The sequence below is a fragment of the Helicobacter pylori genome, from assembly GCF_003637665.1.
GTDB lineage: Bacteria > Campylobacterota > Campylobacteria > Campylobacterales > Helicobacteraceae > Helicobacter > Helicobacter pylori_CK.
This window is the reverse complement of sequence record NZ_MVWR01000001.1, coordinates 24,779-38,406: the sequence shown is the minus strand read 5'-3', so window position 1 is coordinate 38,406 and position 13,628 is coordinate 24,779. Positions and strand designations below refer to the sequence as shown.

The following is a 13,628-nucleotide window of genomic DNA, read 5'->3' as shown; positions in this document are numbered from 1 at the left end:
GGGCTGTTTTTAAGCTTTTTTAAGGCTTGTTGCACACCACCTTACATGTCGTTTTGCATGTCGTTTTGTGCATCATCTTGCAAACCATCAGACTTCTTGCCAATCACTTCTAATATTTTACAACTACCGCTAAAGCCTAAAGCACACCCTTTCTTATAATATAAAGTGGCTTTTTCTAAATCCTTTGGAGCGCCCTTACCCGTGTAATACATCACCGCCACATTATGACAGCCACTCCCCTCTTTAAAAGAACAACCCTTTTTATAGAAAGGCATAGCCTGCTCTTCATTTTGGCTAACATTCATACCGGCTTCATACATGTATCCCAAACTTACGCAACTCGCCCCATCTTTCAAATGGCACCCTCTTTTAAAATTCGCAAGGGCTTTTTTCAAATCCTGTTCCACACCTTTGGCGTTCCTATACATATACCCTACAAAGTTACAACTAATCCCGTAATTCAAACTGCAAGCGTATTTAGAAAGAGAAAGGGCTTTGGCATAATTTTGCTTAACGCCCGTGCCATTAAAATACATAAATCCTAAGCTCCCGCAACTCACCCCCCCTTTCAAGTGGCACCCTCTCCTATAATAGTAGGTAGCCTTGGAAAGGTCTTTTTGCACGCCATCGCCATCTTCATACATAGAGCCTAAACTCGCACAGCTGAGGTGATCCCTTAAATTACACCCTCTTCTGTAATAAAAAACGGCTTTTGTGGTATTTTGATCCACGCCATCGCCATCTTCATACATAGAGCCTAAACTCGTGCAACTCACCCCCACTCTCAAGTTACAGCTCCTCTTATAAAACGCCACCGCTTTATGGTAATTCCCTTTCTTAAGGGCTTGATTGGCCATCTTAAAATATTTCTCACCGGTTTGAGCCACCAAATGACTAAGACAGCCTGCCATTAAAAACAAAATAAAAAACCACTTTTTAGTCCAACTCTTTATCATCTCATTCCTTACAAAACTAAGCCAAAGCTCACACAAAGAAAAATCAGTAAAACCCCAATCTAATTGGTTATTATAGTATAATATTCAAAAAAATAAATTCAACTTTGGATTAAATTCAATTAAAAACCTATTTTAGGAAAACCACTTAAAATGAGTATTATTATTCCTATTGTCATCGCTTTTGACAATCATTATGCCATTCCAGCTGGCGTGAGCTTGTATTCCATGCTGGCTTGCGCTAAATTAAAAAATCCCCAATCGCAAAATGATAGTGAAAAACTTTTTTATAAAATCCACTGCCTAGTGGATAACTTAAGCCTTGAAAACCAGCGCAAATTGGAAGAAACTCTAGCCCCCTTTAGCGCTTTTGCGAGCGTGGATTTTTTAGACATTTCAACCCCTAATCTTTACACCACTTCAATAGAACCCTCTGTGATTGATAAAATCCATGAAGCTTTTTTGCAACTCAATATTTACGCTAAGACTCGCTTTTCTAAAATGGTCATGTGCCGCTTGTTTTTGGCTTCTTTATTCCCGCAATACGACAAAATCATCATGTTTGATGCAGACACTTTGTTTTTAAACGATGCGAGCGAGAGCTTTTTCATCCCACTAGATGGCTATTATTTTGGAGCGGCTAAAGATTTTGCTTCCGATAAAAGCCCTAAACATTTTCAAATAGCGCGAGAAAAAGACCCTCGTCAAGCCTTTTCCCTTTATGAGCATTACCTTAATGAAAGCGATATGCAAATCATCTATGAAAGCAATTATAACGCCGGGTTTTTAGTCGTGAATTTAAAGCTGTGGCGTGCTGATCATTTAGAAGAACGCTTACTCAATTTAACCCATCAAAAAGGCCAATGCGTGTTTTACCCTGAACAGGATCTTTTAACGCTCGCATGCTATCAAAAAGTTTTAATCTTACCCTATATTTATAACACCCACCCTTTCATGGCCAATCAAAAACGCTTCATCCCTGACAAAAAAGAAATCGTCATGCTGCATTTTTATTTTGTAGGAAAACCTTGGGTTTTACCCACTGCTTTATATTCTAAAGAATGGCATGAGACTCTTTTAAAAACCCCTTTTTACGCTGAATATTCCGTGAAATTCCTTAAGCAAATGACAGAATGTTTAAGCCTTAAAGACAAACAAAAAACCTTTGAATTTCTTGTCCCCCTACTCAATAAAAAAACCCTTTTAGAATATGTTTTTTTTAGATTGAATAGGATTTTCAAACGCTTAAAAGAAAGGTTTTTAAACTCTTAGCGTTCTCGTTTGGGCAACACGCTATAAGCGAATTTAACATAAATCGCTAAACTGATCAAAAGCACTGCCACGCCGATAGCCAAATACACCGCATAAGTGATTTTATCCGGTTCGCTCACGCTGAATTTAAACACGAGCATTAACGCTTCAATGGCTAATGCGATAATGATAGAGCCTAAAAACCTGATCATCGTGCGGTGGATCGCATGGTGGTTATCCCCGCTATTTTTACCCAAAACTTCCTCTTCAAAAATCGCCTTGACCAGATCAAAGGTGGCTAAGGCTAGGGTTAAAAGCACAATGGGGTGGAACACTTCTTTAATGTCAAAACTGCTAAAATTAACAATCGCTGTCCAAAAGCTAGAAATGCATTTCACAAATAAGAGCAACGACACTAAAGTGAGCATGATAGAAATCATAAAATACATGACCATGCTCCCTTCGCTAAAGGTCCTGAAATACTTTGAAGGCGAGCTGATTTCAATCGCCACCCTCAAAGGGATTTGCAAGCACACCACAAACGCCAAATCGTTATTTTGATCATACACCGGGTAAGACGCACTCACTACCAAATGGTTTCCTTTTTTAGAAGGGTAAGGATCGGTTAAAATGCAACGCTTTTCACTCACGGCTTGATAAAAATAATACTTATCGCTAAAGCTGGCATGCGATTCTAATTCAATCCCTTCTGTTAAATCATGCTCTAATATCCCTTCCTTATGCCCCTGCTCTTTAAGTTGGCTTGGCTTAAGAATTAGCATGCCCTTAGCGTCTAACACAAAAAAACTTTTTGCCATTTTGATTTCAGCGTGCATTTTTCTGATCTGTTTGTTTAAATAATCCAAAGTGATTTCAGGGAGATGGTTGCGGATATTGTGCGAAAACAAATAGGTAAGATAAGCGTATAGCTCGGTGCGGATCTTGGAATACTGGACAATGTCTCTACTTAACATCAAAAGGCCTTTAAAAAAAATTTATGCGATGAATTGTAGCACTTGTTTTAAAGAATTTTTTAAACCACCCCTTGCATCAATGATAAAGGAAGCGTTTTTTTCATAGAGGGCTTGGCGTTTTTCAAAAAGCTCTTTGGCTTGAATAAGATCATTCAAAAGGGGGCGTTTTTCCCTTTCTTTTTGATTCAAACGCTTAATCAAGGTCTCAAAATCAATTTTGAGATAAAAAGTTGCGCCTAAACCCTTAAGGTTATCATGCACCACAATGCCTCCACCGGTAGAAATAACATGGGGGGTTTTGAGCGTTTTTAATTCATCAATCAAATTTTTTTCAAACATCCTGAAATTGTCTTCGCCAAGCTCTTCAAAAATTTCTCTCACGCTCAAGCCCACCCTCTCGCTAATGATCATATCCGTATCCAACACTTCCAATTTCAAAGCAAGCCCCAATTCTTGTGCTAAAGAGCTTTTACCGCTCCCCATAAAACCGATTAAGACTAAATGTTGCATGCTTTTATTTCAATTTTAATTCATACGCCCCGTTTTTTTCTTCCAAAAGATAGCGGTATTTCCCGTCTAAAATGAGCGTGATGCGGTAATAATCTTTGTGCGTGCCGACTTTAATTTGAGAAAAAAACTTCTGGTTTAAATCCCTATTTTGATAAATATCCAAAGGGCCTTTTTGCGTGTCTAGCACGATTCTATAAGGATTGACTAGCACAAAAGAGCGCAAAATCTTATAAGGGGATCGTAAAATCATCGTGTTGTTTGCCATTAAAAAATCAAAATCTTGGATCTGGTAGCGTTTTTCAAAGGCGGCTTGATCAAGGGTGTGTTGGGAGAGCTTTAAGGGATAATGCCAATCAATGCTTTTATCAATGCCCACGACTTTAGAATGGATAGAGCCATCAATATCCTGATAAGTGAGCGTGATTTGTTTTAAAATCCTAGCGCTCGTGGGCAAATCCACATGGATTTCTTTAAAATAGCTATCATAGATCCCATTAAAGCCCCCTTGCAAATTCTTGGAATTGATTTCAGGCTCAAAAGGGTTGTCTCTGGCTAATAAAACGCTTAAAACCACCAAACCTATCATCTTTTTTAACACAATCATTCCTTAAATCTAATCTCTAGGCCGTAATTCCTTCAACTCAAACAAACGCTTTTGCAAGCGCACATTCTTGCTTTGCAATTCGGTGATTTCTTGTTGCAATCGTTCATGCTTGTCTCTCAAATCCAAATAGACCTCTAAAGAAGAACCCCCAAAAAGCAACTTCCCTAAATAATACCCAAACCCAAGCAGTAAAAGGAAAAAGACAATAAGGGAGCTATGGCTATAGAAAAAATCTCGTGCTTTGTTGTCTTTGATTCCATCGTTTTCAAAAAGGCCATTAGCCATGCTTAAACAACTCTTTACCGATATAAATCCCCCCTTTTAATTCATGTTCAATCTCTAAAAGGCGGTTGTATTTAGCGATCCTTTCACTCCTTGCGGTGGATCCGGTTTTGATTTCTCCCGTATTCAATGCGACTGCAAAATCAGCGATAAAGCTGTCTTCACTCTCCCCGCTTCTATGGCTCATCACGCACTGATAGGCATGGTGTTTGGCTAATCTTATGGTCTCTAAAGTCTCACTAATGGTGCCGATTTGATTGGGTTTGATCAAAATGGCGTTCGCAATGTTTTTTTCAATGCCTTTTTGCAAGAGACTTGCGTTCGTTACAAACAAATCATCGCCCACTAACTGGATTTGACGCCCTAATTCCTTGCTTAAAAACGCCCAACCCTCCCAATCGTCTTCGCTCAAACCATCTTCAATGGATACAATCGGGTATTTTGCCACCAATTCTTTATAATAAACCACTAATTCATGCGAATCTAGAATCTTATTTTCACCCTTTAAATGGTAATTGAAATTTTCATCCACCAATTCGCTGCTCGCTACATCTAAAGCGAGCGCTATTTCTTCGCCTAATTTATAGCCGGCTTCTTCAATGGCTTGAGAAATGGCTTCAAGGGGTTCTACATTGTTGTTAAAATTAGGCGCAAAACCCCCCTCATCGCCCACGCTTGTGAGCTGATTCTTTGCTTCTAAAAGTTTTTTAAGCGTGTGATAGACTTCCGCACTCGCTCTTAAGGCTTCTTTAAAACTCTCAAACCCTAAAGGCATGATCATGTATTCTTGAAAGTCTATGGAATTATTCGCATGCGTTCCGCCGTTGATGATATTGAGCATCGGCACAGGCAAAGTCAGAGCGTTAGCCCCCCCTAAATAGCGGTATAATGGCAGATTTAAAGCCTTCGCGCTAGCCCTTGCTAACGCCATAGAAACGCCCAAAACAGCGTTCGCCCCTAAATTAGCGTAATTAGGCGTCCCGTCTAAAGCCTTCAACCTCTCATCCACAAAGGCTTGATTGATCGCTTCAAGCCCTATTAAATGGTGTTTGATCACCGTATTGACATTTTCGCATGCCCTTAAAACCCCCTTACCCAGAAAACGGGTTTTGTCATTGTCTCTTAATTCTAACGCTTCTCTTTTACCGGTGCTCGCCCCACTAGGCACAATCGCGCTCGCTTTGGTGTTATCGCTTAAAATCACGCTGACTTGAATGGTAGGATTGCCCCTACTATCCATCACTTCTAAAGCATAAATGTCTTTAATCGTTAGCATCAAAGTCCTTTTATTCCATTTCTTCTAAAGGCTCATCGGGTAAAGGCATGATCTCTTCATTAGAGCCAATACTCTCTTTAATTTTAAGAGTGATTTCATTCGCTAGGGCTTTATCTTCTTTCAATAAAGCTTTAGCGTTTTCTCGGCCTTGCCCTAGCTTTTTATCCTGATAGCTAAGCCATGCACCGCTCTTATCCACAATGTCTAATTTCACGCCATAATCAATGATCTCGCCCTCTTTAGAAATCCCTTCCCCAAACATGATGTCAAATTCCGCTTCCCTAAAAGGCGGAGCGACTTTGTTTTTAACCACTTTGGCTTTAGCCCTGTTGCCGATATGCTGTTCGTTTTGTTTTAAAGCGGCGATTCTTCTAATATCAATCCTAACGCTCGCATAGAATTTTAAAGCATTACCTCCGGTCGTGGTCTCTGGACTCCCATAACCCATCATGCCAATCTTCATCCTGATTTGATTGATAAAAATGAGAGTAGTGTTCATTTTGTGCAAGACACCGGTGATTTTCCTTAACGCATGGCTCATAAGTCTTGCTTGCAAGCCCACATGCTGATCGCCCATATCCCCATCAATCTCCGCTTTAGGCGTAAGAGCCGCTACGGAATCCACCACCACTAAATCAATCCCTCCGCTTCTAGTGATCGTTTCTAAAATCTCTAAAGCTTGCTCGCCTGTATCAGGTTGGGAAACGAGTAGATTTTCCGTATCCACGCCCAATCTCTTAGCATAATGCACATCTAGGGCATGCTCAGCGTCAATAAACGCACACACGCCGCCATTTTTTTGGCATTCTGCAATAATATGCAAGCTTAAAGTGGTCTTCCCGCTTGACTCTGGCCCATAAATCTCAATGATCCTACCCTTTGGAACGCCCCCAATCCCTAAAGCCAGATCCAACCCTAACGAGCCTGTAGAAATAGCGTCAATCTTTTCTACTTGCTTATCCCCAAGGCGCACCAACGCCCCCTTGCCAAAAACCTTATCAATTTGTTTGATCGCTAAAGAAATCGCTTTTTGTTTGTCTTCATCTATTGCCATAAATCACCTTATTGAATTTGATTTGTTTATTCTATCAAATCCTAGCCTAAAATCTATTATAATAAAAGGACTTACCCCATCACAAAAGGATTTTACTTTGATTAGTGTCGCTCATAGCCCTGATGCTGATGATATTTTCATGTATTATGCGATTAAGTTTGGCTGGATAGATTGCCCCATTAAAAATAAAACATTCCACAACATTGCCCTTGATATTGAAACCCTAAACCAAGAGGCCCTAAAAAACACTTATGATGTGAGCGCAATCAGCTTTGGGCTATACCCTAAAATTGCGAACGACTACGCCTTGCTCCCTACAGCGACAAGCTTTGGGAATGGCTATGGGCCTAAATTAGTGAAAAAAAAGGGCGTGAAATTGAAAAAAGATTTTAGAGTCGCACTCAGTGGGGAGCACACCACCAACGCCCTCTTGTTTAAGATCTATTACAAACATGCGCGCATCGCTTACATGAATTTTTTAGACATTGAAAAAGCGGTTTTGGAAGAAAAAGTGCATGCAGGCGTACTCATTCATGAAAATATCTTGGATTTCCATGATGAATTAGAAGTGGAAAAAGAATTGTGGGATGTTTGGAAAGAACTCATTAAAGTGGATTTGCCCCTGCCTTTAGGGGGCATGGCGATTAGGCGATCCATCCCTTTGTATCGCGCGATTTTGATTAAAAAGGCTTTGATTAAAGCGGTTGAAGCCGCGCTAAAACACCAAAATTTGCTCTCTGACATGCTGTTAGAGCGCTCGCTCATTCGTGTCAATAAAGAGCGCTTACAAACTTATTTAAGCTTGTATGCGAATGAAACTTCAACGCGCTTAAGTGAGGTTCAAATTCTCGCCATAGACAAGCTTTTTGAATTGGGCTATCAGCATGGGTTTTATGCCAGTTTGTTAAAGACTAAAGACTGCTTGCTCACTGATGAATATTTAAAATACCGCTTTTCTTAATCCAATTCTAATTTATGCATAAGCAAGTAACGACTCATTCCATACAATAAAAGGATTTTTAAAAAATCCACCCCCCATAAAAGGTAGTATTGTTTTTCTTGCAATTCTTGTTGTTGCAAGAAATAATAAAATCCCTCATTGATGCTTAAACTAGAACTCATTAAGGGCAGTAACGAATTAAACGCTAATTCCAAAACAACCCCCACCAAAATGAATAACAGCCCCCCTAGTAAAAAACGCGCTTTTTTGATCCTAGCAGCGTTTAAAACACTCAAAACAAATAAAAATTTCATTAAAACAAGCCCTAAAAACAGCACGATACCTAGGGTTTTAGTGGGTTTTAACACGAAGGTTTTTAAAGCGGTGTGCAAGATAAACAACACGCTGGATTGCGCGTTAAAAAGAGAATAGCCCAAACGCACGCTCGCTACAAACCAGAACAAACTGAAGATAAAAAACACCATGGGGAGCAAGATTTTAGGGAGCAATAAAGATTCTAAACTAACGGGTAAAGAAAAGCTTAAAACCCCCCTTTTAGAAAAAAGCGCGTTGAGGTTTTTGATCGCTCCCACACTGATTGCAATCAGTAAAAACGCCCCTAAGACAAAAAAGAGCGTGTAGCTTAGGGTGAGCATGGTCGTTTCTTCAGCACTTTGAGAGGAAAAACAAACCGCTAAAATAGTGAGCGTTATTAAAAAATTCCCCACAACAACATTCCCTAATTGCCCCAAGGCGTCATGTTTAAAAACTTTTAAAAAACCCATAGCCTTATTATACCCGTTTGGATAGAAAATTCAGGCTTTTTAATGATTGAGTGTTAATAAAAAACGCTAAAGGCATTTTTTTAAACGTGCTGCTTGAAAAAAGCCAGTTGCTCTAAAATCAATTCTTCTTTATTTTTAAAAACAAATTTAAAAAGGATCTTATAACGCCCCCTTTTATCGCTCTCTAACAAATCAAATTTTAAAGGCTCGCATGCGCTTCTACAATCAAGCGTCCCTAATAATCTGGGCTGTGATTGGCTGGGGTAAAACGCTAAATACACTTGAATATTTGGCGCATCTAAAGCGGGTTTGAGCGGTTGCAATTGCGCATAAAGCGTGTTAGATTTTTCCAAAATCAAAGCGTTGTTTAAAAGGGTTTCTTGGAGTTTTTTATCCCCATGCGTGCCTTTAGAAAAATAGGGCAAAATGGGGGTTTTAGGGCTTTTAATAAGGGGCTTTAAACCCACTAAAAAACGATAATTGGATTTAAAGTTTTCATAGGTTTTAAGCATAGCGTTAAAGTTTAAATCCACTTCGTTATGACCCTTAAAATACACTAAATCGTTTTTAGGCGAATTTTTTAGGGCAAACACCACCAAAAACACCACGATCCCAAGCCCAAGAATGAGCACGCTCATGATCCCTAAAGGCCAAAAGTTTTTTTCTTTCATTGGTTTCTCTCTTAAGATTTTTTAAAAAAATAAAGCCCCAAAAACGCGCCTAAAAGCGTCAATAATAAAATATAAATAACCACCTTTACAAAAGTTACTCCCTTAGGAGCGTTAAAATTTTGCGTAATATTCACACGATATTTTTCCGCTAAAGCATCTACTGCGACCGAATAGCCGTTAATGAGCATGGCTGAAATCCTTTGGGGCGTGTATTCTTTAGCGTTTGTAGGGAGTAAGGGAGCGATTTTTTCAAAAAAGATTTTATCAGTGTCCAACAAATCTTTAGGGCTAGCCACTAATTCTATTTTTTGAGCGTCATGGTAGAAAAAGAATACCACAAAAGGAGGTTTGAGCTGCTTTAAAAAGCCCTCTTGATACTTTTGGCGTTCCTTTTTATCCGCCAAAGCGATAGGATTTTTTTCAAAATCCGTCATATCAATCGCAAAACGCACGCCTGTTTTAAGATAAAGCTCTTTAGAAACGCCCTCCACAAACGCAACGCTTTTTTCTACCAAACGCCCTTTAGCGTTATTAAAAACATAGGACTCATTAGCCCCCAAACAACAAACAAAGGCTATTACAAGCCATAAGATCCTCATGTGCTAAACAAAAACAAGTTAGGCACAAAAGAAATAACAATCGTCATTAAAATGGTCGCTACTACCATTAAGGCTAAGATTTTTTCTAAAGTCGTGAATTTCATTTTTTACTCCCTTGATTGACCAATTCATAGTTAGCCCGGTTTTGGGTGTTTTTTGTCTCTAAAGCGTTAATATCCTTATAGCGGTAATAATTGGTGGCTTGCTCTTTTTGGATATGGATCGCTTTGAGCGTAAAAAAAACGGCCACACACAATAAAATAACCACAATCAGTAAATTCCCTGCTAATCCGTTTAAAAATTTCATCTCTTTTCCTTTAATCTTCTAAGGGTTTTAGCGATTGGATAAATTCGGCTAACGCTTTAACTTGCAAATCGCTAAAGTTTTTATACTTGAATGATGGCATATGCCCTATATTGCCCTTTTTGCCATGCGTTAAGATATTTCTCAAAAAATTCTCTGTGCCGTAAGCGGTCAAATCAGCTGCAAACACTTGATTTTCTTGCAAGCCCTTACCATCATTGCCATGACAGCCTGTGCAACCCATGCTTTCAAACAGCTCCTTGCCCTTATCAATGAGTTGAGGGTTTTTGGTTTTTTTAACGCTAGAAATTTCTGCCATCACATAGCTTGCGATCGCTTTAGCGTCTTTTTCGTCCAATTCCATAGCGGGCATTTCCCCAGCGAGATAATCCATGCCTTTAGAGCCATGCTTAATGGTGTCCATAATGCCCTCTTCTTTACCCCAACGCACCAGATTTTGAGCGCTCCCATGCAAGCCCTCAGCGGTGATGCCATGGCATTGCGAACAATGGACTAAAAAGATGCCTTGACCCATATCCACCAATTCCTTTTGACCCAAATGCTTCCATTTGGCTTCAAATTTTTGGTTGTGCGCTTTAACCTCTTCATTGTATTGCCCGATTTGAGAAAAGCTATTCAGCGGATACCCAAAGAAAAAATACCAAAAAGCCCACACAATCGTGCACATAAAGCTTGCGATCCAGCCTATTGGCACATTATTGGCGAACTCCCCTATCCCATCAATCAAATGCCCGTTTCCTATAAGCTCACCTTGAGATTTGCTGTCGCGCATTTCTTTAATGAGCGAGCTGGATTCATAGATGGTTAAAACTAAAATCACAAGCGCTGCAATCAAGCCAAAAACATTTATATGGTCGTTTAAAAAATCCATTTCAACTTTCCTTTATGCCATTATCATGAACTTTTTTATGGCGTGGTTCAATCAACTCATCTTCTAAAGCGTCATTTAACGCTAAGTATCCATACCGCTCATAATCCACGACGCCCTTTTTTTGCTTTCTATACATGCTAAAAATATAGGCATACAAAAAGAGCGTGAAAAGAATGGTAAAAAACGCATACGCAAAACCTCTCAAACTTTCTAAATCCATCATTCACCCCTTATTTAGCGTTTTGACTAGCGTTGATCCTGGAATTGCCCAAGCTGTTGAGATAAGCGATCAAAGCCACAATTTCTAACACTTCACCTCTTTGAATGGCGTCTAGCACCCTCTTGTCTTTCATGTCGGCTGTGATTTTTTTCGCTTCTTCTAAATAGGCTTTTTTCGCTTCTTCTACGCTCCCTAATTTCACGCCGTTTTCGGTGTCATAAGGCACGCCAAAAACCTTTTTTTGCGTCAAAGCTTCTGCATAAGCGGTGTCAAAGTCGCTCTTTTTGATGAATAAATGCTTATAGGCGGGCATGATGCTGTGCGGCACAACGCTTTTAGGATCAAACATATGCTTTTCATGCCAATCGGTTGTGCGATAATCCCCCACCCTGTGCAAATCAGGGCCAATCCTTTTAGATCCCCATAAAAATGGCCTGTCATACGCGTATTCCCCACTCAAACTATACGCACCGTATCGATCCACCTCAGCTTGGAAAGGGCGAATGAGCTGGGAATGGCAATGATAACAACCTTCTTGGATATAAATTTGCCTCCCCGCTGTCTCTAAAACCGTATAAGGCCGTAAGCCTTCAATCGGGCGAGCGGATTTGAAGAAGTTGGGCAAAATCTCCACCAAGCCTGCGATCGCAAACACAAAAATAAACGCAAGAGTGAAAAAGAACGGATTCTTCTCTAAAAAACTAAACATTTCCAACCTCCCCTATCTAGACATAGGCGTGGCGTAATTAGGCTCACGCTCTAACTTTTTGCCTGCAGTGATTGTCATAAAAATATTGTAAGCAAAAATAATAAATCCAATAAAATACATAAGACCCCCAACGCCTCTAATATTGTAATAAGGGATTAGCACCTTAACCGTGTCAATGAACTGGTAAGTGAGATTGCCGTATTGATCCACATCCCTCCACATCATCCCTTGCGTGATCCCTGCAATCCACATGGACGAAAAATAAAGCACAATCCCTAAAGTCATGATCCAGAATTGGAAATCCACAAGACGCCCTGAATAGATCTCTCTTTTGAAAAGCCTAGGCGTCATGTGATACATGCTCGCAATCAAAGTAAATCCTACCCACCCTAACACGCCGTCATGCACATGCCCTATAATCCAATCAGTGAAGTGCGCTAATGCATTCACGCTTTTAATGGCTTGAATAGAGCCTTCTAAAGTAGAAAGCATGTAGAAAGTTGAAGCTAAAACCAAGAATTTAATGAGCGGGCTTTCTTTAAGTTGGTGCCATTGGCCGCGCATCGTTAGTAGCATGTTAATAGCTGTCCCCCAAGAAGGCAAAATCAACACCACTGAAAACACGCTAGAGAGAGTTTGCACCCAATCAGGCACGGTGGAGTAAATCAAGTGGTGCCCGCCTGCCCAAATATAAACAAACATCAAGCTCCAGAAAGAAAACAAAGTGAGTTTGTAAGAAAAGATAGGCTGGCCGCTCTCTTTAGGCAAGAAATAATAAATCGTGCCAATCACCCCACTCGTAAAGACAAAAGCGACCGCATTATGCCCCCACCACCATTGAATGAGCGCATCATTACTGCCTGAATACATAGAAATAGAATGCCAAACACTCCCCATATCAGCGACAAAATAGGTGGGGACAGAAAGGTTATTGAAGATATACATCACCGCTATACCCACATAAGTAGCGATGTAATACCATAAAGACACATAAATGGTATTTTCTCTCCTAACGCTCATGCTCCCAAACATATTAACCCCCCATAGCACCCATGCCACAACCACAATAATATCTAAAGGCCACATCAATTCGGCGTATTCTTTAGATTGAGTAAGACCAGCAAACAAGCTAATAACCCCTAGAATTAAAAGAATAATCCAGAGCCAAAAATGCAACAACCCTACAATTTTCAAAAAGGGGTGTTGGTAATAAGTGATTTTAAGCACCCTTTGACCGATATAATACCAACTCGCCCAAATCCCCCCAAGAGTGAAACCATAAATCACCGCATTCGTGTGCAAAGGGCGTAAGCGGCCAAAAACGCCATACTCCCCTGCAATGTAATTCAAGTTAGGGAAAGACAATTCAAAAGCTAACACGATCCCTATTAACATGCCTATTATCCCAAATGCAACCATCGCATAAAGAAACAATTTGCTAATGGAATAATCATAACTCAAAGGCACATTTTCTTGCATGCAATACTCCTATTTGTAGTAAATTCAACAAAGATAAATGTAATTATAAAATTTTATCTTTTTCAAAAAGCTTAATTTTTAATCTTTTTCTGTAACATTGTAATAACTCAATCCCATTTGAATGG

Annotated in this window: 17 protein-coding genes; 2 read left to right on the top strand and 15 right to left on the bottom strand. The window is 39.8% G+C overall.

The genetic code is table 11. The features are described 5' to 3' along the window. Positions 1 to 41 precede the first annotated feature (41 nt). A complete protein-coding gene (locus EAL49_RS00205; RefSeq protein WP_120828065.1) occupies positions 42 to 956 on the bottom strand; it encodes a tetratricopeptide repeat protein in 915 nt (304 codons plus the stop codon). Positions 957 to 1,106: 150 nt separating this feature from the next. On the opposite strand from EAL49_RS00205, the gene rfaJ reads away from it, so the two are divergent. Further along, the gene (rfaJ, locus tag EAL49_RS00200; protein ID WP_120828063.1) at positions 1,107 to 2,225 is read left to right on the top strand and encodes an HP0159 family lipopolysaccharide 1,6-glucosyltransferase; all 1,119 of its coding nucleotides are present in this window, start codon (positions 1,107 to 1,109) and stop codon (positions 2,223 to 2,225) included. On the opposite strand, the gene EAL49_RS00195 is transcribed toward rfaJ, so the two are convergent. From EAL49_RS00195 to recA, 6 genes are read right to left on the bottom strand one after another with little or no spacing between them, the layout of a single operon-like run. Beyond that, complete coding sequence (locus EAL49_RS00195; protein ID WP_000952282.1) at positions 2,222 to 3,178, bottom strand: PDC sensor domain-containing protein; 957 nt, start codon at positions 3,176 to 3,178, stop codon at positions 2,222 to 2,224. The genes rfaJ and EAL49_RS00195 overlap by 4 nt on opposite strands. A 21-nt stretch (positions 3,179 to 3,199) precedes the next feature. Then, positions 3,200 to 3,688, bottom strand: coding sequence for a shikimate kinase (locus EAL49_RS00190; protein ID WP_120828061.1), 489 nt, complete (start codon positions 3,686 to 3,688; stop codon positions 3,200 to 3,202). Positions 3,689 to 3,692: 4 nt separating this feature from the next. Next, positions 3,693 to 4,286, bottom strand: coding sequence for an AMIN domain-containing protein (locus EAL49_RS00185; RefSeq protein ID WP_162973054.1), 594 nt, complete (start codon positions 4,284 to 4,286; stop codon positions 3,693 to 3,695). A 15-nt stretch (positions 4,287 to 4,301) separates the two neighbouring features. Further along, a complete protein-coding gene (locus EAL49_RS00180) occupies positions 4,302 to 4,577 on the bottom strand; it encodes a hypothetical protein (protein WP_001273469.1) in 276 nt (91 codons plus the stop codon). Next, on the bottom strand, positions 4,570 to 5,850 hold the full coding sequence (eno, locus tag EAL49_RS00175; RefSeq protein ID WP_120828057.1) for a phosphopyruvate hydratase: 1,281 nt from the start codon (positions 5,848 to 5,850) through the stop codon (positions 4,570 to 4,572). Before eno ends, EAL49_RS00180 begins: the two co-directional genes overlap by 8 nt. 10 nt (positions 5,851 to 5,860) lie before the next feature. After that, on the bottom strand, positions 5,861 to 6,904 hold the full coding sequence (gene recA, locus EAL49_RS00170) for a recombinase RecA (protein WP_000952098.1): 1,044 nt from the start codon (positions 6,902 to 6,904) through the stop codon (positions 5,861 to 5,863). Positions 6,905 to 7,001: 97 nt separating this feature from the next. On the opposite strand from recA, the gene EAL49_RS00165 reads away from it, so the two are divergent. Further along, positions 7,002 to 7,865, top strand: a complete 864-nt coding sequence (locus EAL49_RS00165; RefSeq protein WP_120828056.1) for a menaquinone biosynthesis family protein — start codon at positions 7,002 to 7,004, stop codon at positions 7,863 to 7,865. Here the strand turns inward: EAL49_RS00165 and EAL49_RS00160 are convergent. The 8 genes from EAL49_RS00160 to ccoN all read right to left on the bottom strand — a co-directional run bounded on the left by EAL49_RS00160 (position 7,862) and on the right by ccoN (position 13,503). After that, positions 7,862 to 8,629 carry a hypothetical protein gene (locus tag EAL49_RS00160; RefSeq protein WP_120828054.1) on the bottom strand — a complete coding sequence of 256 codons (768 nt, stop codon included), beginning with the start codon at positions 8,627 to 8,629 and terminating at the stop codon, positions 7,862 to 7,864. The genes EAL49_RS00165 and EAL49_RS00160 overlap by 4 nt on opposite strands. 80 nt (positions 8,630 to 8,709) lie before the next feature. Next, positions 8,710 to 9,300: a hypothetical protein gene (locus EAL49_RS00155; RefSeq protein ID WP_120828052.1), complete on the bottom strand. Its 591-nt coding sequence runs from the start codon at positions 9,298 to 9,300 to the stop codon at positions 8,710 to 8,712. A gap of 11 nt (positions 9,301 to 9,311) precedes the next feature. After that, positions 9,312 to 9,899, bottom strand: a complete 588-nt coding sequence (locus tag EAL49_RS00150; RefSeq protein WP_120828050.1) for a hypothetical protein — start codon at positions 9,897 to 9,899, stop codon at positions 9,312 to 9,314. 100 nt (positions 9,900 to 9,999) lie between these two features. Beyond that, positions 10,000 to 10,206, bottom strand: a complete 207-nt coding sequence (locus EAL49_RS00145) for a DUF4006 family protein (protein WP_000670506.1) — start codon at positions 10,204 to 10,206, stop codon at positions 10,000 to 10,002. 10 nt (positions 10,207 to 10,216) lie between these two features. Then, positions 10,217 to 11,095 carry a cytochrome-c oxidase, cbb3-type subunit III gene (ccoP, locus tag EAL49_RS00140; protein ID WP_120828049.1) on the bottom strand — a complete coding sequence of 293 codons (879 nt, stop codon included), beginning with the start codon at positions 11,093 to 11,095 and terminating at the stop codon, positions 10,217 to 10,219. Between the two features lies 1 nt (position 11,096). Beyond that, positions 11,097 to 11,315 carry a cytochrome c oxidase, cbb3-type, CcoQ subunit gene (locus EAL49_RS00135; protein WP_001864632.1) on the bottom strand — a complete coding sequence of 73 codons (219 nt, stop codon included), beginning with the start codon at positions 11,313 to 11,315 and terminating at the stop codon, positions 11,097 to 11,099. A gap of 10 nt (positions 11,316 to 11,325) precedes the next feature. After that, the gene (gene ccoO, locus EAL49_RS00130; RefSeq protein ID WP_120828047.1) at positions 11,326 to 12,024 is read right to left on the bottom strand and encodes a cytochrome-c oxidase, cbb3-type subunit II; all 699 of its coding nucleotides are present in this window, start codon (positions 12,022 to 12,024) and stop codon (positions 11,326 to 11,328) included. A 12-nt stretch (positions 12,025 to 12,036) separates the two neighbouring features. Further along, positions 12,037 to 13,503 (bottom strand): cytochrome-c oxidase, cbb3-type subunit I, encoded by a 1,467-nt coding sequence (gene ccoN, locus EAL49_RS00125; RefSeq protein WP_001157638.1) that lies wholly within the window; start codon positions 13,501 to 13,503, stop codon positions 12,037 to 12,039. Positions 13,504 to 13,628 lie beyond the last annotated feature (125 nt).